At 73.1% G+C, this 17,319-nt stretch carries 20 protein-coding genes; 9 read left to right on the plus strand and 11 right to left on the minus strand.

Going from position 1 to position 17,319, the window contains the following annotated elements; translation table 11 throughout:
- The first annotated feature begins 116 nt into the window (after positions 1 to 116).
- The 3 genes from FB563_RS30520 (at position 117) to FB563_RS30530 (ending at position 2,735) form a co-directional block, all read left to right on the plus strand.
- A complete protein-coding gene (locus FB563_RS30520; RefSeq protein ID WP_055709319.1) occupies positions 117 to 767 on the plus strand; it encodes a TetR/AcrR family transcriptional regulator in 651 nt (216 codons plus the stop codon).
- Between the two features lie 82 nt (positions 768 to 849).
- Positions 850 to 2,073, plus strand: a complete 1,224-nt coding sequence (locus tag FB563_RS30525) for a sensor histidine kinase (protein ID WP_167528517.1) — start codon at positions 850 to 852, stop codon at positions 2,071 to 2,073.
- Positions 2,070 to 2,735: a response regulator transcription factor gene (locus FB563_RS30530; protein WP_055709317.1), complete on the plus strand. Its 666-nt coding sequence runs from the start codon at positions 2,070 to 2,072 to the stop codon at positions 2,733 to 2,735. Before FB563_RS30525 ends, FB563_RS30530 begins: the two co-directional genes overlap by 4 nt.
- Here FB563_RS30530 and FB563_RS30535 read toward each other — a convergent pair.
- Together FB563_RS30535 and FB563_RS30540 are read right to left on the minus strand one after the other, a co-directional pair.
- Positions 2,696 to 2,980: a DUF6332 family protein gene (locus FB563_RS30535; RefSeq protein WP_055709316.1), complete on the minus strand. Its 285-nt coding sequence runs from the start codon at positions 2,978 to 2,980 to the stop codon at positions 2,696 to 2,698. The two genes, FB563_RS30530 and FB563_RS30535, sit on opposite strands and share 40 nt — an antisense overlap.
- A gap of 71 nt (positions 2,981 to 3,051) precedes the next feature.
- Positions 3,052 to 4,542, minus strand: a complete 1,491-nt coding sequence (locus FB563_RS30540) for an MFS transporter (protein WP_055709315.1) — start codon at positions 4,540 to 4,542, stop codon at positions 3,052 to 3,054.
- Between the two features lie 85 nt (positions 4,543 to 4,627).
- On the opposite strand from FB563_RS30540, the gene FB563_RS30545 reads away from it, so the two are divergent.
- A complete protein-coding gene (locus FB563_RS30545) occupies positions 4,628 to 5,026 on the plus strand; it encodes a MarR family winged helix-turn-helix transcriptional regulator (RefSeq protein WP_055709314.1) in 399 nt (132 codons plus the stop codon).
- 49 nt (positions 5,027 to 5,075) lie between these two features.
- Here FB563_RS30545 and FB563_RS30550 read toward each other — a convergent pair whose 3' ends face one another.
- Both FB563_RS30550 and FB563_RS30555 read right to left on the minus strand, forming a co-directional pair.
- A complete protein-coding gene (locus FB563_RS30550) occupies positions 5,076 to 5,828 on the minus strand; it encodes a maleylpyruvate isomerase family mycothiol-dependent enzyme (RefSeq protein ID WP_055709313.1) in 753 nt (250 codons plus the stop codon).
- Between the two features lie 81 nt (positions 5,829 to 5,909).
- Complete coding sequence (locus FB563_RS30555) at positions 5,910 to 7,088, minus strand: MFS transporter (RefSeq protein ID WP_142219089.1); 1,179 nt, start codon at positions 7,086 to 7,088, stop codon at positions 5,910 to 5,912.
- 507 nt (positions 7,089 to 7,595) lie between these two features.
- Here FB563_RS30555 and FB563_RS30560 point away from each other — a divergent pair.
- Positions 7,596 to 7,991, plus strand: coding sequence for a luciferase domain-containing protein (locus FB563_RS30560; RefSeq protein WP_159045649.1), 396 nt, complete (start codon positions 7,596 to 7,598; stop codon positions 7,989 to 7,991).
- Positions 7,992 to 8,132: 141 nt separating this feature from the next.
- On the opposite strand, the gene FB563_RS30565 is transcribed toward FB563_RS30560, so the two are convergent.
- Complete coding sequence (locus tag FB563_RS30565) at positions 8,133 to 8,912, minus strand: DeoR/GlpR family DNA-binding transcription regulator (protein WP_055710545.1); 780 nt, start codon at positions 8,910 to 8,912, stop codon at positions 8,133 to 8,135.
- 125 nt (positions 8,913 to 9,037) lie between these two features.
- Here FB563_RS30565 and FB563_RS30570 point away from each other — a divergent pair, with 125 nt between their 5' ends.
- On the plus strand, positions 9,038 to 9,919 hold the full coding sequence (locus FB563_RS30570) for an SIS domain-containing protein (RefSeq protein ID WP_055710544.1): 882 nt from the start codon (positions 9,038 to 9,040) through the stop codon (positions 9,917 to 9,919).
- A gap of 31 nt (positions 9,920 to 9,950) precedes the next feature.
- Entirely contained in the window at positions 9,951 to 10,802 is an 852-nt protein-coding gene (locus tag FB563_RS30575) for a class II fructose-bisphosphate aldolase (RefSeq protein ID WP_055710543.1), read from the plus strand.
- Between the two features lie 12 nt (positions 10,803 to 10,814).
- On the opposite strand, the gene FB563_RS30580 is transcribed toward FB563_RS30575, so the two are convergent.
- Entirely contained in the window at positions 10,815 to 11,948 is a 1,134-nt protein-coding gene (locus FB563_RS30580; RefSeq protein WP_055710542.1) for a methyltransferase, read from the minus strand.
- A gap of 79 nt (positions 11,949 to 12,027) precedes the next feature.
- On the opposite strand from FB563_RS30580, the gene FB563_RS30585 reads away from it, so the two are divergent.
- Positions 12,028 to 12,744 (plus strand): alpha-ketoglutarate-dependent dioxygenase AlkB family protein, encoded by a 717-nt coding sequence (locus tag FB563_RS30585; RefSeq protein ID WP_055710546.1) that lies wholly within the window; start codon positions 12,028 to 12,030, stop codon positions 12,742 to 12,744.
- A 164-nt stretch (positions 12,745 to 12,908) separates the two neighbouring features.
- Positions 12,909 to 14,147, plus strand: coding sequence for an ROK family protein (locus FB563_RS30590; protein WP_142219016.1), 1,239 nt, complete (start codon positions 12,909 to 12,911; stop codon positions 14,145 to 14,147).
- 34 nt (positions 14,148 to 14,181) lie between these two features.
- Here the strand turns inward: FB563_RS30590 and FB563_RS30595 are convergent, their stop codons facing one another.
- The 5 genes from FB563_RS30595 to FB563_RS30615 form a co-directional block, all read right to left on the minus strand.
- Entirely contained in the window at positions 14,182 to 14,418 is a 237-nt protein-coding gene (locus FB563_RS30595; RefSeq protein ID WP_055710601.1) for a hypothetical protein, read from the minus strand.
- Positions 14,419 to 14,676: 258 nt separating this feature from the next.
- Positions 14,677 to 15,588 (minus strand): phosphotriesterase family protein, encoded by a 912-nt coding sequence (locus tag FB563_RS30600; protein ID WP_055710600.1) that lies wholly within the window; start codon positions 15,586 to 15,588, stop codon positions 14,677 to 14,679.
- A complete protein-coding gene (locus tag FB563_RS30605; RefSeq protein ID WP_055710602.1) occupies positions 15,585 to 16,169 on the minus strand; it encodes a DUF4865 family protein in 585 nt (194 codons plus the stop codon). The genes FB563_RS30600 and FB563_RS30605 overlap by 4 nt, the downstream gene beginning before the upstream one ends.
- Positions 16,170 to 16,184: 15 nt before the next feature.
- Positions 16,185 to 16,574 (minus strand): (R)-mandelonitrile lyase, encoded by a 390-nt coding sequence (locus FB563_RS30610; RefSeq protein WP_055710599.1) that lies wholly within the window; start codon positions 16,572 to 16,574, stop codon positions 16,185 to 16,187.
- A 5-nt stretch (positions 16,575 to 16,579) separates the two neighbouring features.
- Positions 16,580 to 17,170, minus strand: coding sequence for a TetR/AcrR family transcriptional regulator (locus FB563_RS30615; RefSeq protein WP_055710598.1), 591 nt, complete (start codon positions 17,168 to 17,170; stop codon positions 16,580 to 16,582).
- Positions 17,171 to 17,319 lie beyond the last annotated feature (149 nt).

Here is a 17,319-nt window from a genome sequence, read left to right on the forward strand (position 1 = left end):
GAAGTTATAACTAAAATGACGCTAGCTAGCTCCAGTGTCAAGGCCTCACTCGCAGTGCTGTTATGGGCTCTCTCGGTGGTGATAGGGTGAAACAAGCGGAAAGGAGCGTGAAGGCGATGGCGGCAGGCGCGGCGAGTCCCCGGGAGCGGTACCGCAGTCAGGTGCGGGCCGAGATCAAGGCGAAGGCCTGGGAACAGATCGCCGTCTCGGGCGCGTCGGGGCTGTCCCTCAACGCGATCGCCAAGGAGCTGGGCATGAGCGGCCCGGCGCTCTACCGGTACTTCGGCGGGCGGGACGACCTGATCACCGAACTGGTCAGGGACGCCTACCGCAGCCTCGCGGACACCTTCCGTGCCGCGGCCGACGCGGGCGCGGGGCCGTCCGGCCTGGCCCGGGAGCTGCGCCGCTGGGCGCTGGAGGACCCCCAGCGCTACTTCCTCGTCTACGGCACGCCGGTCCCCGGCTACCGCGCGCCGGACGACACCACCGCGCTCGCCCGGGAGATCATGGCCGCGCTGCTGGACGTCTGCGCGGCCGACGAGCCCCGGGCCGCGTCGCCCGATGTGCTCGAGACCCACCTCGCGGACCATCGCGGCTGGGCAGGCGACCACCCCGCCCCGCCGGCGGTACTGCGCCGGGCCCTGGCGTTCTGGACCCGACTGCACGGGGTCCTCTCCCTGGAACTCGCCGGCCACTTCACCGGCATGGGCTTCGACCCGGAGCTGCTCTTCACCGCCGAGGCGGACGCCCTGGGAGACGGGGACTGAGCGGACGGGCGCCCGTACTCCCCCGGGAGTAGAGGTGATCACCGCGTCCGGCTGACGCCCGGGCCGTCCGGCGCCGTCTACCGTGGCCTGCATGGAAGAGCAGCGCGCCCCCGGTCCGGGGTGGTGGCACGGGCCGCCGTGGCGGAGTGCCCCGGACGAGGCGGAGCCGCACCGGGTCCACCGGCCGTGGCGCAGCACCGTGCTGCTCACGGTGTTCGTCCTGATCGGCACCAACTTCGCGGCCCACAGCCAGCTCCATCGCGCGCCCCTGGACGGCTACGCGCGCGTGCTGCTGCTCGTCGCCTCGGTCCTGCTGCTGTGGCGGCACCGGCATCCGGTGGCCGTGGCCTACGGCACCGCGGTGGCGACCCTCGGCTACCTGGCCGCGGGCTACCCCTACGGGCCGGTCTTCCTGACCGTCGCCGTCGGCTGTTTCAGCGCGGTCGTGGCCGGGCACCGGCGGGCCGCCTGGGGGGCCCTCTGCCTGCTGTGGGCGGGGCACGCCCTGCTCGCCCTGTGGCTCTACCGCTGGCTCCCGCCCGCGGGCGACAAGAGCGGGAACGTCTACCAGGAGATCGGTATCGGCGCCTGGGTGCTGGCCGTCGTCGCGCTGGCCGAACTGGTCCGGGTGCGGCGCGAGCAGTGGGCGCGGGAGCGCGCCGACAGGGCGGAGGCCGCGCGGCGCCGCGGGGACGAGGAACGGCTGCGGATGGCCCGCGAGCTGCACGACGTCCTCGCGCACAGCATCTCCGTCATCAACGTCCAGGCCGGCATGGGGCTCGCCCTGCTCGACAGCGACCCCGAGCAGGCGCGCACCGCGCTCACCACCATCAAGGCCGCCAGCAAGGAGGCGCTCGGCGAGGTGCGCCAGGTCCTGGACACCCTGCGCGCCCCCGGCGCCGCCCCGCGCACCCCCGCCCCCGGCCTGGACCGTCTTGCGGAGCTGGTGGAACAGGCGGCGGCGGCCGGACTCGCCGTCGAGATCGAGGGCGAACCACCCCGGCTGCCGCCCGGCGCCGACCTCGCCGCCTTCCGCATCGTGCAGGAGGCGCTGACCAATGTCGTACGGCACTCCGGATCGCGGCACGCGCGCGTGCGGTTCGCCCACGACGGCGACGCGCTGCGGCTGCGCATCGACGACGACGGCCCGGCCACCGGCGCCGACGCCGGGGGCAGCGGCAACGGGCTGGCCGGCATGCGCGAGAGGGCCGCCGCGCTCGGTGGCACCATCGAGGCGGGCCCGCGCGCCGACGGCGGCTTCCGGGTGCTCGCCGTACTGCCGTCGCACACCAGGGAGGACCAGTGATCCGGGTACTGCTCGCCGACGACCAGTCGCTCGTGCGGGCCGGTTTCCGCGCGTTGCTCGACGCCCAGCCGGACATCGAGGTGGCCGGGGAGGCGGCCGACGGCGAGGCGGCGGTGCGCCTGGTGCGGGAACTGCGGCCGGACGTCGTCCTGATGGACATCCGCATGCCCCTGCTGGACGGCCTCGCCGCGACCCGGCGGATCACCGGCGACGGAGAGCTGCCGGACGTGAAGGTGGTCATGCTCACCACCTTCGAGCTGGACGAGTACGTCTTCGAGGCGATCCGCTCCGGCGCCTCCGGCTTCCTGGTGAAGGACACGGAGCCGGACGAACTCCTGCGCGCCGTCAGGGCGGTGGTGCAGGGGGACGCGCTGCTGTCGCCGGGCGTCACCCGCCGGCTGATCGCCGAGTTCGCCGCCCGCTCCAAGGAGCCCGCGGCGGCGGACGCGCTCGGCCGGCTCACCGAGCGGGAGCGGGAGGTGATGGCGCTGGTCGGCATCGGGCTGTCCAACGAGGAGATCGCCCGCCGGCTGGTGGTCAGCCCGCTCACCGCCAAGACGCATGTGAGCCGCACGATGGTGAAGCTGGGGGCGCGGGACCGCGCCCAACTCGTCGTACTGGCCTACGAGTCGGGGTTGGTACGGCCCGGCTGGCTGGGCTGACCCGCCTGCCGGAAGCGCACCAGCACGCTGATCACCCGGGCCACGAACACCACCGGTGCGACCACCGTGCCGAGCCGCAGCAGGGTCAGGGACAGCAGGTGCGGCAGGTCGAAGAGGAGCGCGGGCCCGGCCACGGCCCCGAACAGCACCGCCGCCGCGAAGGCGGCGCTCACCAGCGCGTAGCCGGTCTCGACCGTGGCCGCGTCCTGCCGGGCCCTGGTGCGGCGTCCCCCGTGTGCGTCCATTCCCCCAGCTTCACAGACGCGCGCCCGGCGGGGCAAACGGCCCCGCCGGGCGCGCTGTTGGAGGCTTCCCCCTAGTCACGGACCGCCACGCGCTCCGTCCCAGCCTCCTCCACGGTGGACCTGGCGACGACGAGGGACCGCTGCGTACGGCGGCCGCGCAGACCGGTGAGGGTGATCAGCAGACCGGCCGCCGCGATGCCCGTGACGACCATGAAACCGGGCCGGTAGCTGTCCAGGACGGCCTGCGGGGTGGCGTGCGCGGGGCCGTTCGCGGTCACCACGGCCGTGACCACCGCCAGGAAGATCGCGCCGCCCACCTGCACCGAGGTGTTGAGCAGACCGGAGACCATGCCCTGCTCGTGGTCCTCGACCCCGTTGGTGGCCTGGATGTTGAGCGACGGGAAGACCAGTGCGCAGGCCGCGCCGATCAGCAGCATGGACGGCAGGATCACGGCCGCGTACACGGGGGCGAGGTCGACCCGCAGGAACAGCGCGTAGCCGAGGACCATGAAGGCGAAGCCGGTGGCGATCAGGCGCGGGGTGCCGAACTTGTCGACGATCGCGCCGACCTTCGTGGAGGACACCGCCACCAGCGCGCCCGCCGGCAGGAACGCGAGCGCCGTGTGCAGCGCCGACCAGCCGAGCAGGGACTGCATGTACAGCGTGGTCAGGAACTGGAAGCCGACGTAACTGCCGAAGAAGGCGATCGCGCCGAGCTGGGCGCGGACCTGGCTGCCCGAGCGCAGCACGCCCAGCCGGATCAGCGGGCTCGGCGAGCGCCGCTCGACCAGGACGAAGACGGTCAGCAGCACCGCGACGGCGAGGAAGGACAGCAGCGTCCGGGCCGAGGCCCAGCCGGCCTCGGGCGCCTGGACGACGGTGAAGACCAGCAGCAGCATCGCCGCGGTGCCGAGGACGGCGCCGGGGATGTCGTAGCCGTCGTGGTTCTCCTCGCGGGCGCTGCGCGGCAGCAGCCGCAGGCCGGCCAGGAGCGCGAGGAGGGCGATCGGCGCGGGCAGCAGCATCGTGAAGCGCCAGCTGGCCTCGGTGAGCAGGCCCGAGAGCACCAGGCCCATGGAGAAGCCGGTGGCGGCGCAGGTGGTGTAGATGGAGAGGGCGCGGTTGCGCAGCGGGCCCTCCGGGAACGTCGTGGTGATGATCGACAGGCCGGCCGGAGCCGTGAAGGCCGCGCTCAGGCCCTTGATGAAACGGCTGGCGATGAGCAGCGGGCCCGAGTCCACGAGTCCGCCGAGCAGCGAGGCGAGCGCGAAGACACCGAGGGCGACGAGGAACACCTGACGCCGGCCGAGCAGGTCGGCGGTGCGGCCGCCGAGCAGGAGAAGGCCGCCGTAGCCCAGGATGTAGCCGCTGACGATCCATTGCAGCGTCGACGTGGACAGGTGCAGGTCGGAGCCGATGGAGGGCAGTGCGACGCCGACCATCGACACATCCAGCGCGTCCAGGAACATCGCCGCGCAGAGCACCAGCAGGGTGCCCCACAGCCGGGGGGTCCAGCGAACCGCCGGGGACGGGGACGCGGGGGTGGTGAGCGGAGAGGTCATGGCGACGACGCTACATGCATACGCATCGAATGCAAATGCATTTAATTCCGATGCAATAATCTTGTTTCTCTGCTACGGTGCGGCCATGGCGTCCAACAAGGCCGAGCAGGCGCTCGTGGAGCAGTGGCGGGACATCCTGTCCCTGCACGCCCGCACCCAGTGCGAGCTGGACCGGGCGCTGCACGGACACGGCCTGTGCGCCAGCGACTTCGAAGTCCTGGACCTGCTGGCGGAGGGCGCGGCGGCGGACGGCGGCTGCGCCTACCGCGTGCAGGAGATCTCCGAACGCGTCCACCTCAGCCAGAGCGCGCTGTCCCGGCTGATCGGGCGCCTGGAGAAGGACGGCCTGGTCGAGCGCGCCATGTGTGCCGAGGACCGGCGCGGGGTGCGTGTGGCGCTCACGGCGAGGGGGCGCGCGCTGCACGGCGAGGTACGGCCGGTGCAGCGCGCGGTACTGACCCGGATGCTGGCCGAGGGCGATTGACGAAGGCGGCTGACGAAGGCGGCTGGCCCGAAGAAGGGCCGACCTGGCGTCAGATACCGCTGTTCTCCCGCCAGAAGGCGGCGAGGGAGGGGTCGCCGGACACACTCGGCACGGGCTTCCGGTTCCACAGGGCCAGGTACAACTCGTCGGCGGGCCCGGCCAGTTCGGCCTCCGCCTCGCCGACCGCGTCCGGTACGGTCACCGGCGGCTCGGCCGTGAGCCGTACGGTCCACACCGCGTCCGGCCCGGCGTCCGTCCCCGCGCCCAGCGCCCGCACCCGCAGCACGCGCGGCTCCCCGGTGCGCAGCCGGCTCTTGGCGCGGGCGTGGAAACCCCTCAGCAACTCGTCGATGCCGTCCACCGCGAAGTCCGGTGCGACCGGCGACGCCGTACCACCCCGCGCGGCCTCGGCGTCGTACCGGTGGACGGTCGTCTCGTGCGCCTGCCGGCGGGTCCAGAAGGCCAGCGGTGAGGGGTTGGGTGCCGAGTGGAAGGTCCAGCACTCCAGGTCGGCGGGCGCGGCGGCCAGGGTGTCGACCAGCAGGCGGTGACTGTCCCGGTACCAGTCCACCAGTTCGTCGCCGTCCAGGTCCGGCGCGTCGCCGAAGGGGCGGGGCTCCCGGTGCCCGTCGGCGACGAAGGCGGTGGCCCACCGGTGCACCGCGCCGGTGTGCCGCAGCAGGTCACGCACCTGCCACTCCGGGCAGGTCGGAACCTTGGCGTCGGTTCCCGCCGCGGCGGCGGCCGCCGCGAGCAACCGGCCCTCGCGGTCCAGGATCCGAAGGAAGTCGGCAGTGTCCATGGGGTGAGTGTGCCGGACGCAGGGCGCCGATCCGTCGGCAATTCCGGTGCGACGGGTGACCGGCTCGCTCCGGCCGCCGCCTCACGCGCCCATCGTCCGCCGGGTGAACACCCCGATGGCCGTGGCGACGGCGGCCAGTGCCGCGACGCTGGTGAGCGCGGCCGGCAGGGAGAACCAGTCGGCCATGAACCCGATCGCGGGCGGTCCGAGCAGCATGCCGCCGTAGCCCAGCGTCGAGGCGACGGCCACGCCGGACGGGCCGGTCAGCGCACCCGCCCGCTCCACGGCGACCGGGAAGAGGTTGGCAAGCCCGAGCCCGGTGATGGCGAAGCCGGTCAGCGCCGCCCACACGGACGGCGCCAGCGAGCCGAGCAGCATGCCCACCGCCGCGACGGTGCCGCCCGCGATCACCGTGCGGGCACGGCCGAGGCGCTCCAACAGGGTCGTGCCGGTCGCCCTGCCCACGGTCATGGCCAGCGCGAAACACGCGTACCCGGCCGCCGCCACACCGGACGACGCCGCGAGGTCCTGCTGGAGGTGGAGCGCGCCCCAGTCGGCCATGGCGCCTTCGCCGTAGGCGGTGCACAGTGCGATCAGCCCGAAGACGACGACCAGTCCCCGTCCGCCGGTCCGCCGTGCCGCGGCACGGTGTGTCTCCGGGGGTGAGGAGGGGTTGCGCTCCGCCAGGGCGGGCGGCTCCTGTCGCAGCAGGGCGCGCCCGGCGACGGCCGTGACGAGCAGCCCGATCAGGCTGAGGCCGAGCAGATGCCGCGTGGGCGAGAGCGCACCGGCGACCAGTCCGCCGAGACCGGCGCCGATCATGCCGCCGAGGCTGAACGCGGCATGGAACGACGGCATGATCGGCCGCCGCAACGCGGCCACGAGGTCGACTGCGGCGCTGTTGAAGGCCACGTTGATCCCTCCGTAGGCGGCCCCGAAGAGCAGGAGTACGGCGCCGAGGGCGGGCGCGGAGTGGGTCAGCGGGGGCAGGCTGACGCTGAGGGAGAGAAGGACGGCGCAGACGACGGTGACCGGATGGCTGCCGTAGCGGCGGCACAGCCGGCCGGTCAGCGTCATGGTGATCACGGCACCCGCGGAGACGCCGAGGAGAGCCAGACCGAGGGCGCCGGCAGAGGCGTTCGTCTGCTGCTTGATGGCCGGGATACGGACCACCCAGCCCGCGAAGACGAACCCGTCGAGGGCGAAGAAGGCGGTGAGCGCGACGCGGAGCCGGGAGAGATCGCGGCTGCCACCCGGCACGACGCTGTGCGAACGGGGTTTGTTTATTTGCGGCACAAACTCAGGCTAGGCGGGTGCGCGGGGTGGGGCAAGGGATGTGCTCGGGCGACCGCCTTGGGATCGGGGTACCTTCGCGCCCGCACCCGGATCGGCGCCACGGTCGCGCCCCCGGGCCGGTCCGGCATGGAACATGCACCCTTCGGGCGCCCCGCCTGTGGACCTGAAGTTCTCACACTGCGAGACGACCGGGTCTGCGCCGTCAGCCCGCCTTGGCGTCAACGGCATCCTGTCCCGCTTCGGCCGCCGCCGCTGCGGGAACGAGGCGCGCTTGGCCGAGAATCGGCCGATGTGTCCTTGGCCTGCATCGACTTGTGCCGGCTAGCGTCGGTGGCGGCATCAACGCGGGGGAGAATGCGCCGCTTTGGGCATGTAGTGAGGGTGTCCAGGCGTGTTCTGCGGCCGGATACAGGTCGGTTAATGCTTGCTCACGAGCTGGTTGCCGAGGGGTGAGCGGTCCATGATGGGCCCATGACGTTGGCCTCGCGCGCGCTCGCGCAACTGGCGACCTGGCCCGACCTGAGCCGGGCGGTCCCGAGCTGCGGCCTTGGACAGGCGGTGAGTTCGGCCCAGGGCGAGATCGCCCACTTCCACTCGGACCGCGATGTGGACCTGCGGCTGACCGACCGGGCGATCCGGCGGTTCGCCAAGGACCTCAGGGGCTCCGGCGCGATCAGGATCGTGCCCGGCTCGCAGTGGGTGACCCTGCGCCTGGACGCGGCGAGCGACGTCGACCTGCTGCTGACCCTGGTGAGCGTGGCGCTCCAGGCCCAGGAGACCTGGCCCGACCCGCTCGACCGGCCACCGGCGGGCTGCAACGACCAGCGCGGCGCGGGCTTCGTGAAGGCCGACCTCGGCGGCATCTGAGCGGGCCGAGGAGGCGGTCGCGGGGACGTGTCTGAGCCGGTGCCCGCACGGATCCGCCGAGCCGGCGTCCGCGAGGACCTGCTCCGGTCGGTGTCCGCACGCAGCTGCCCGGCCATGCATGGGCCCTTGGCGGTGCCGTCGTCACACCGTGAGGACCCTGACGCCCGCCTCCTCGAAGCGGCGTACCGTCTCCTGTGCCACCGCTGTGTCCGTCACGAGGGTGTCGACCAGCTCCGCTCCGCAGATCCGGGCGAAGGCCCGCTGGCCCAGCTTGCTGGAGTCGGCGGCGACCACCACCCGCTCGGCGCGCTCGCACAGCAGCCGGTTGATCGCGGCCTCCGCCTCGTCATGGGCCGCCGCGCCGTGCGTGACGTCGAAGGCGACGACCCCGAGCACCGCCACATCGAGCGTGATCTGCCCGAGCACCCCGTCCGCGAGCGCGCCGATGAGCTCGTAGGACTGCGGGCGCGCCACGCCACCCGTCACCACGATCTTGAACTGGGGCCGTACGGCGAGCTCGTTGGCGATGTTGAGCGCGTTGGTGACGACGGTCAGCGCGGGCGATCCGGTGGACAGATCGCCCCGTACGGCCAGGGCGCGGGCCACCTCCGTGGTGGTCGTGCCGCCGGTCAGCCCCACGGCCTCGCCCGGAGCGACGAGTTCGGCCACGGCCTTGGCGATGCGCTGCTTCTCCGAGGCGCGGCGGGCCGTCTTGTAGCGCAGCGGGAGTTCGTACGACACCCCGTGCACCACCGCGCCGCCCCGGGTGCGCACCAGCATCTGCTGCTCGGCGAGCTGGTCGAAGTCCCGGCGGATCGTCGCCGCCGACACCGCCAGCTCGGCCGCCGCCTCCTCCACGTCCAGCCGGCCGCGCTCGACGAGTAGTTCCAGCAGCGCCTTCCAGCGGGCGTCCCGGGACATCCGCAGCCTCCGTTCCGAAGTGTTCCCGGTGACCCTAGCGCACCTCGCTCTGCGCACGAATGCTTGATAGTGCTCGAAAGATCGCTATATCTTGCAAGAACAATCAGCAAGGGGAGGGTGTGGGCATGACCCATGTCGAGAACGAGCTGAACAGCCAGCCGGAGTGCTGGATACGGGCGGCCGAGGAGGCGGGGCGGTACCGGGACGCGCTGCCGGGGCCGGGGGAGCGGGTCGCGATCGTGGGGTGCGGGACCTCGTACTTCATGGCGCAGGCGGTGGCCGCCCTGCGCGAGGGCGCGGGCCAGGGCGAGGCCGACGCGTTCGCGGCCTCCGAGTTCCCGTACGGGCGCTCGTACGACCGGGTGGTGGCCCTCACCCGCTCCGGCACCACCACCGAAGTGCTGGAGCTATTGGGCGAGTTGAGGGGCAGGACCCGGACCACGGCCGTCACCGGCGACCAGGACACCCCGGTGGCGTCGGCCGCCGACGACCTCGTGGTGCTGGACTTCGCCGACGAACGCTCCGTCGTGCAGACCCGGTTCGCGACCACCGCCGTCACCCTCCTGCGCACCCATCTCGGCCTGCACACCGACGCCGTCGTCACCGATGCGCGCACGGCCCTCTCCACCCCTCTTCCCGAAGGGCTGGTCGCCTGCACCCAGTTCACCTTCCTCGGGCGCGGCTGGACCGTCGGGCTCGCGAGCGAGGCCGGGTTGAAGATGCGGGAGGCCTCGCTGTCCTGGACCGAGGCGTACCCGGCGATGGAGTACCGGCACGGCCCGATCAGCATCACCACCGAGGGCACGGCCACCTGGATGCTCGGCGAGGCACCGGACGGGCTCGCCCACCAGGTCCGCACCACGGGCGGGTTGTGGATCGCGGGCGGCCTCGATCCGCTCGCCGAACTCGTCCGGGTCCAGCGCCTCGCGGTGGCCGTCGCCGCCGCGCGCGGACTCGACCCCGACCAGCCGCGCCATCTGACCCGCTCGGTGATCCTCGCCCCCTGAGCCCCGACCCGCGCCCGGAAGGACACCACACGTGCCCCTTGCGTCCACCGGCGAGCTGGTCACCCCAGCCGCCGCAACCCGCTCCGCCGTCGCCGCGTTCAACGTCATCACTCTGGAGCATGTCGAGGCCGTCATCGCCGGCGCCGAGAAGGCCGGCGCGCCCGTCGTGCTCCAGGTCAGCGAGAACGCCGTCAAGTTCCGCTACGGGCGGCTGCTGCCGCTCGCCAGGGCCGCCGTCGCCGCAGCAGAACGCGCCACCGTGCCCGTCGCGTTGCACCTGGACCACGTGCAGAGCGACCACCTGCTGCGCCAGGCGGCCGACGCCGGGTTCAGCTCGGTGATGTACGACGCGGCCCGGCTGCCGTACGCCGAGAACCTCTCCGCCACCCGGGCCGCCGCCGACTGGGCCCATGCCCAAGGGCTGTGGATCGAGGCCGAGCTGGGCCAGATCGGCGGCAAGGACGGCAGGCCACCGCTGGACGCCCACGCACCCGGCGCCCGCACCGATCCCGACCAGGCCCGTGACTTCGTGTCCGGCACCGGCGTCGACGCGCTCGCCGTCGCCATCGGCAGCGTGCACGCGATGACCACCCGCTCGGCCACCCTCGACCAGGCCCTGCTCAAACGGCTCTCCGCCGCGCTGTCCGTCCCGCTCGTCCTGCACGGCTCCTCCGGCGTCCCGGACGAGGGACTGGTCGCGGCGGTCGCGGGCGGCATCGCCAAGGTCAACGTGGGCACGGCGCTGAACGTGGCCATGACCGGTGCGATTCGGGAGTTCCTCGCGGCGCATCCCGAGGCGGTCGACTCCCGCACGTACCTGAGTGTGGGGAGGGAGGCGATGGTCCAGGAGGTGCGGCGGACCATCGGGGTTCTCGTTCGGTGAGGCGCCCCGGTGTCAGACCCTCTTGACGGCCCTCAGCACCACGAACTTCGGGTCGCTGGCAACCAGTTCACAGTTCCCGAACAACCGCCTCAGCTTCACGTGGTACCCGAGGTGCCGGTTCCCGATCACCCACAGCTCACCCCCGGGCCGAAGCGAGCGCCGTGCCCCCGTGAACATGCGCCACGCCGTTGCGTCGGTCGTGGCCTGGTGGGAGTGGAACGGCGGGTTGTTCAGGACCAGGTCCACACTGCCCGGCGCCACCCCGGCCAGTCCGTCCCCGACCCGGAACTCGGCGTGCCCGGGCACGCCGTTGGCCTTGTAGGTCGCCTCCGCCGAGGCCACCGCCTGGAAGGACTCGTCCACGAACAGCACCTCGGCCGACGGGTCCGCGAGCGCCATCGCCGTACCGACGACGCCGTTGCCGCACCCGAGGTCCACCACGCGGCCCGCGCCCGGTGCGGGCAGGTGCTGCAGGAAGAAGCGGGTGCCGATGTCGAGGCGGTCGGCGCAGAAGACGCCGGCGTGGTTGACGACCGGGCGCCCGGAGACCGCCCCGAGGCCGTCCGGCAGGGTGTAGCCGTACGGCCACGGGTTCGCCGGCCGCTCCAGCGCAGGGTCCGGGGTGCAGAAGATCAGCCGGGCCTTCTGGCGGGCCAGTGAGGTCCGGGTCGGGCCGAGGATCCGCTCGAACAGCTCCAGCGTGGAGGTGTGGATCTCCTTCACCATCCCGGTGCCGACGACCACCGTGCCCGCGTGCACGGCCGGCGCCAGCCGCAGCAGCTGGTCCTCCAGCAGCGCCAGGCTCTTCGGCACCCGTACCAGAAGCACGTCCACCCGCTGCGGCGGCGGATCCTGGGTGGTCAGCAACCGCACGGCACCGGGCTCCACACCGGCCCGGGCCAGATTCGCCCGGGTCGCCTCCTGGCTCAGGAACGAGTCGGTGATCTGCGTCGGGTGGTGCTCCGCGAGCGCCGTGGCCAGCGCGCCCCAGCGGTCCCCGAGCACCACGACCGCGCCCGTGAGCGGCACCCCCTCCTCGGCCAGGTGGCGCAGCAGGTACGCGTCGGAGGCGTCCCAGGCGCGCAGCCGGTCGCGGGGATCCTCGGGGAAGCGGGACAGCTCGACCTCGCCCCACGGTGTCGTCATACGGTCGCTCATCGTGCCCCCAGGCTAGCCGAGCCGCAGCTCAGGGCTGGTGGGGCGGGCCTGGGGCAAGATGGAGCGCGTGGACGCGGAGCTGTTTCCCCGGGAGCGCACTCAGGTCGCGCCGGGCGCCGTGCACGTCCCGGACTGGCTGGACGCAGACGCGCAGCGCGAGCTGCTCGCCGCCTGTCGTCAGTGGGCGCGGCCACCGGCCGGACTGCGCACCGTGCGCACACCGGGCGGCGGCACCATGACCGCCCGCCAGGTCTGCCTCGGCTGGCACTGGGGTCCTGTACGCAGGTGCCCGAACTGCGGGCGGGCGGTACGGGACAATCCCGAGTGCCCCGGCCGGCACTGGTACCCGTACGCCTACGCCCGTACGGCCGTCGACGGCGACGGCGCCCCCGTGAAGCCGTTCCCGGCCTGGCTCGGCGAGCTGGGCCGGCGGGCCGCCGTCGCCGCGCTGGGCCCGCAGGAGCCGTACGCGTACGACATCGCGCTGATCAACTTCTACGACGGCGACGCCCGTATGGGCATGCACCGCGACAGCGACGAGAGCTCGGACGCGCCGGTGGTGTCGCTGAGCCTGGGCGACACCTGTGTCTTCCGGTTCGGGAACACCGCGACGCGGGCCAAGCCCTACACGGATGTCGAGCTGCGCAGCGGCGACCTGTTCGTGTTCGGCGGGCCGTCCCGGCTCGCCCACCACGGGGTGCCGCGGGTGCACGGCGGCACCGCGCCGACCGAGTTGGGCCTGTCCGGACGTCTGAACATCACACTTCGGGTCAGCGGCCTGTAGGGCCTGTCCGGGAGCCCATGGCGTCGACGCCCTCCTGCGCCCTGCAGCTGGACGCACCAGCCCCGGCTCACCCACGCTGATGAGGTGCTGTCGATTTCCTGCGACCTGATGCGCCGGACCGGCGCTGGGCCGCCGCACCTGCGGATCATGGGAGACTCGCCCTCATGAGCGGCAAGGCGGATCCCCGGAGTGCGGGGGAGAGGACCACCTCGAGGGCGCGGCTGGACCGGGGGCGCGGAGCGCTCGGACCCGCGCTGGAGCTGGTGCACACCGGGCGGGCGCCGACCCGGGCCGTGCTCACCGCGGAGCTCGGGGTCACCCGGGCGACCGCCGGCGCGGTGGCCGCCGAGCTGGAGGCGCTCGGGCTGATCCGGGTGGATGCCCGGCCCGGCGCCGCGGCCGGCTCCCAGGGCCGCCCCTCGCACCGGCTCCAGGTCGCCGAGGACGGCCCCGTGGCGCTTGCCGCGCAGGTCCACGCCGACGGCTTCCGAGCGGCCCTGGTCGGACTCGGCGGGCGGATCGTGGCGACCGCGCCCGGCTGCGAGACCGTCGACGCCGACCCGGCGAAGGTGCTCGGCTCGGTCGTCGAGGCGGGCGCGGAACTGCTGCGCACGACCGGCCGCCGCTGTGTCGGCGCCGGACTCGCCGTACCGTCCGCCGTGGCCGAGCCCGACGGTCTCGCCCTCAACCCCCTCCACCTGGCCTGGCCCGTCGGCGCCCCGGTCCGGCGGATCTTCGCCGAGTGCGTGCACGCGGCGGGCATCATCGGGCCCGCCTTCGCCGGCAACGACGTCAATCTCGCGGCCCTCGCCGAACACCGGCACGGCGCGGGGAGGGGCGCCCGGGACCTGCTGTGCGTGGCCACCGGACACCGCGGTGTCGGCGGCGCCCTGGTGCTGGACGGCCGTCTGCACACCGGCAGTTCGGGGCTCGCCCTCGAGGTCGGCCACCTCACGGTCAACCCGGAGGGCCGCCCCTGCCACTGCGGCAGCCGCGGCTGCCTGGACGTCGAGGCCGACCCGCTGGCCCTGCTGATCGAGGCCGGCCGCGAGCCGGGCCCCGAGGTGTCGTTGCTCCAGCAGGCCAACGACCTGCTGCGCACCCAGTACGACGACCCTGCCGTCCGTACGGCCGCCGAGGCCCTGATCGACCGCCTGGGCCTGGGGCTGGCCGGACTGGTCAACATCCTCAACCCCGACCGCATCATCCTCGGCGGCCTCCACCGCACCCTCCTGGACGCCGACCCCGGCCGGCTGCGGGCGGTGGTCGCCGACCGCAGTCTGTGGGGGCAGAGCGGTGGGGTGCCGATCCTGTCCTGCACGTTGGATCACAACAGCCTGGTCGGGGCGGCCGAACTGGCCTGGCAGCCGGTCCTGGACGACCCGCTGGGGGCGCTGCGCTGACGGCGGTCCCGTTGTCCTCTGCGGGATCTCGCCGTCACCCGGCAGCGCCGCTCGGCAGCTCGTCCGGGCGGGACCGCAGCGCCCAATGGGCCGCCGACAGGCCCACGCGGCGGGTGAAGTGGAGGGCGGCCGTCAGCGTGAACACACTGCTGCCGAGCATGTTCACGAAGCCGGCGGCGGCGAGGGTGCGCCGAGGGCCTCGCTCCAGCAGGATGCCGTGCGCGACCAGCCAGGATTCCCGGCGCTCACCCTTGGCTGCCTCTGTGCTCATCAAACCCCCGGGTTCCGGCCGGGCGAGTATGCGGAGCTCGGGGCGGCCACGAAAAGCCCTGGCCGACGGGGCAGGAGTCACATCCGAAACGGGAACGATCGCCCTCGCGCGCAGCGTTGGAACGGACGTGAGGGCCGCCGTAGAAGCGGGAGGATCCAGGACATTACGGAATCTCCGCCCTGCGCGCACGCAGCCCGATCGGGAAACAGCTGCAGCCGCCGAACAACAGAGCCACGCCGGCGTTGGAGCAGAGGACGACTACCGCCAGTCAACGGCAAACGCCCGCCCCGGATTCTCGGTAAACATCCGCGCCACCAACTCCGCACCCAACTCCACCTCAAGCCGCGGCCAGGCCCTGCGCAGCAGATACGGCATGCCGGGCCCACCGTCGACCGAGCGCCCCCCGGCGACCACGGTGTCCCCGCCGAGCAGCAACCGGTCACCGAAGCCGGCGTCCGCCAGATCCCGGATCGCCGCCGGCATCCGCCAGTCGGTGGCGTGATGCGCGCGGGAGGGCCCGTCGAAGGCCAGCCAGCACCCGGACTCGGCGGCCTGCCGTTGCACCACCGGGTCGGGGAAGCGGTTCAGATGGCCCAGGATCACCCGGTGGCCGGGGACGCCCAATTCGCCGCACAGCAGCTCGAGTACGTCCAGTGCGGCGGTGCCCATCTCCAGGTGGACCGCGATGGGCGCACCCGTGGCGTGGTGCGCCTCGGCCGCCGCCGTCATGGTCCAGCGGGCGTGCGCGTCGAGCGCGTGGAAACCGCCCGCGACCTTGATCAGCCCGGTCCGTACCCCGGTCGTACCGATGCCGTCGGTCAGCTCGGACACGAAGAGCCCGGCGAGGCCGCTGCCGCGCAGCTTGTCGAGCAACTCGGGGTCGTAGTGCGCGGCTTGGTGCAGTCCCGTGGCGCACACGAGCCGCACACCGGTGGCCCGGGACAGCTCCGGCAGGTCCGCCGCCCGCCGTCCCATGCCGTACGGCGTCCACTGCACGACGGCCACTCCGCCCGCCGCCCGGAACGCGGCCAGCTCGGCCCGCGCGGCCGGCAGGTCGTTCAGCTCCTGGCCCGGCAACCGCGGGCTGCACAGGAAGAGATGGTCGTGCGCGTCGCACACGCCCAGCTCCTCGGGCGGGATGTCGCCGAGGACCGTACGGACCCGGCTCACCACTGCCGCCCGCGCGGGAGCCGGGCGCGGCCGGGCGCGGAGAGGTGCAGCACCTGGTAGAGGTCGCCGTCGGCCTTGGGCGTGTCGTGCTCCCAGAGCGAGAAGTGGACCAGCTCCCACGCGCGCGTGTCCACGGCCGCCGCCGCGAGAACGGCGCCGTCCTCCGCCGCCAGCCGCCCGGTCTCGGCCGCCGCGTCCGCCATGAAGGCGGCCAACTCCACGCCCTCCGGTACTGGTTGCCGTCGGCGCACGGCGAAGGCGGGTCCGGACCCGCCGGCGGTGCCCTCCTCGAACGCCAGGCCGGTCCACTGCCGGATCGCCGGCCGCCCGAAGTCGTCGACCGGCCCCTGGAAGGCACCTCCCCACAGGAAGCTGTTCATGCCCTCCATGGTGTTCCAGAGGTAGAACGGCCCGTACTGGTTCACCGGCGAGCCGTGCATCCCGCGCTCGCGCAGCACGTACGTCTTGATGCCGAGGCCGTCCCAGTCGTCCAGCAGATGCGCGACACGGTCGACGCGGGAGCGGATGACGCCCATGTCGTAGTCGGCGGGCAGGGTGAACTCGTACTGCATGGCGTGCATGTCCTGCATCCCTTCTCAGGCGGGGTAGTCGTCCACGTGCGCGTGCCACTCGGTCGTCGTGCCGTCCTCGGCGGCCTCCACGACCGCGAGGTGGGTCATGAAGGTGCGGGGCGCGGCGCCGTGCCAGTGCCATTCGTCCGGCTCGATCCACACCGTGTCGCCCGCGCGGATCGCCTCCACCGCACCGCCCCTGCGCTGCACCAGCCCCTCGCCCTCCAGAACGTGCAGCACCTGGCCGTGCGGGTGCCGGTGCCAGGCCGTGTGGGCGCCCGGGGCGAAGTGGACGTTGAACACGCGCAGCCGGGACGGCGCGGGGGGTGCGGCCAGCTCGTCCAGCCACACGGTGCCGGTGAAGTTCTCCGCCGGGCCCTGCCGGGTGTCGGGACGACGTCCGGTGATGTGCACGTGACTCAGTTCTCCTGTCCGGGAGTTCGGGGTGCGAGCAGGGAGAGCAGACCGCGCACGCCGGCGTCGAAGGCGGCGGGGGAGCCGGAGGCGCGGGCGAGGACATAGCCGCCTTGAACGGTGGCGAGGACGGCCGCGCCGATCTCCTCGCCGTCGAGCGAGGGCGCGAACTGCCCCTGCCGCTTGCCCTCTTCGACGATCCCGGCGATCCGCTCCCGGATCCACGCGATCGTCTCGTCCACCGGTGCGCGCAGCTCGTCGCCGGCGATGATGTCCGGGTCCATGGTCAGCCGCCCGATCGGGCAGCCGCGCAGCACGTCACGCTCGCGCAGCAGATACGCCTCGATGCGCTCGTACGGGGTGCCGGGGCCGCCCAGGACCCGCTCCGCGGTGGCGCGCAGTTCCTCGGCGGTCCGCCGGATCGCCGCCAGGGCGAGGTCCGGCTTGCCCTTGAAGTGGTGGTACATGCTGCCCTGACCGGCACCCGCGCGCTCCAGGATGGCCTTGGGGCTCGTGCCCACGTAGCCGCGCTCCCACAGCAGCTCACGCGTGGACTCGATCAGTCGTTCCGAGGTGCTCATGCCTCCACTGTACATACTAGTAGTTACAGCGGGCCGCCAGGAAGCCGCCAGCCGGTCCCCGGGGAGCAGCCCGCCGCCCCCGCCGTACTCCCCGGGAGGTACCCGCACTGCCGCCGGCCGCACGACGCCCCGGACCCCCTCCCGCCGGGACCCTCGCGGCATCC

The sequence above is a fragment of the Streptomyces puniciscabiei genome (genome assembly GCF_006715785.1).
GTDB classification, from domain to species: domain Bacteria; phylum Actinomycetota; class Actinomycetes; order Streptomycetales; family Streptomycetaceae; genus Streptomyces; species Streptomyces puniciscabiei.

Excerpts from the sequence above, each read along its gene's own strand:
- FB563_RS30560 (WP_159045649.1), top strand. The coding sequence starts at position 7,596 with ATGACGTTGGCCTCGCGCGCGCTCGCGCAACTGGCGACCTGGCCCGAC.
- FB563_RS30535 (WP_055709316.1), bottom strand. The coding sequence starts at position 2,980 with ATGGACGCACACGGGGGACGCCGCACCAGGGCCCGGCAGGACGCGGCC.
- FB563_RS30590 (WP_142219016.1), top strand. The coding sequence starts at position 12,909 with ATGAGCGGCAAGGCGGATCCCCGGAGTGCGGGGGAGAGGACCACCTCG.
- FB563_RS30550 (WP_055709313.1), bottom strand. The coding sequence starts at position 5,828 with ATGGACACTGCCGACTTCCTTCGGATCCTGGACCGCGAGGGCCGGTTG.
- FB563_RS30545 (WP_055709314.1), top strand. The coding sequence starts at position 4,628 with ATGGCGTCCAACAAGGCCGAGCAGGCGCTCGTGGAGCAGTGGCGGGAC.
- FB563_RS30580 (WP_055710542.1), bottom strand. The coding sequence starts at position 11,948 with ATGACGACACCGTGGGGCGAGGTCGAGCTGTCCCGCTTCCCCGAGGAT.
- FB563_RS30570 (WP_055710544.1), top strand. The coding sequence starts at position 9,038 with ATGACCCATGTCGAGAACGAGCTGAACAGCCAGCCGGAGTGCTGGATA.
- FB563_RS30595 (WP_055710601.1), bottom strand. The coding sequence starts at position 14,418 with ATGAGCACAGAGGCAGCCAAGGGTGAGCGCCGGGAATCCTGGCTGGTC.
- FB563_RS30565 (WP_055710545.1), bottom strand. The coding sequence starts at position 8,912 with ATGTCCCGGGACGCCCGCTGGAAGGCGCTGCTGGAACTACTCGTCGAG.
- FB563_RS30605 (WP_055710602.1), bottom strand. The coding sequence starts at position 16,169 with ATGCACGCCATGCAGTACGAGTTCACCCTGCCCGCCGACTACGACATG.
- FB563_RS30540 (WP_055709315.1), bottom strand. The coding sequence starts at position 4,542 with ATGACCTCTCCGCTCACCACCCCCGCGTCCCCGTCCCCGGCGGTTCGC.
- FB563_RS30520 (WP_055709319.1), top strand. The coding sequence starts at position 117 with ATGGCGGCAGGCGCGGCGAGTCCCCGGGAGCGGTACCGCAGTCAGGTG.
- FB563_RS30615 (WP_055710598.1), bottom strand. The coding sequence starts at position 17,170 with ATGTACAGTGGAGGCATGAGCACCTCGGAACGACTGATCGAGTCCACG.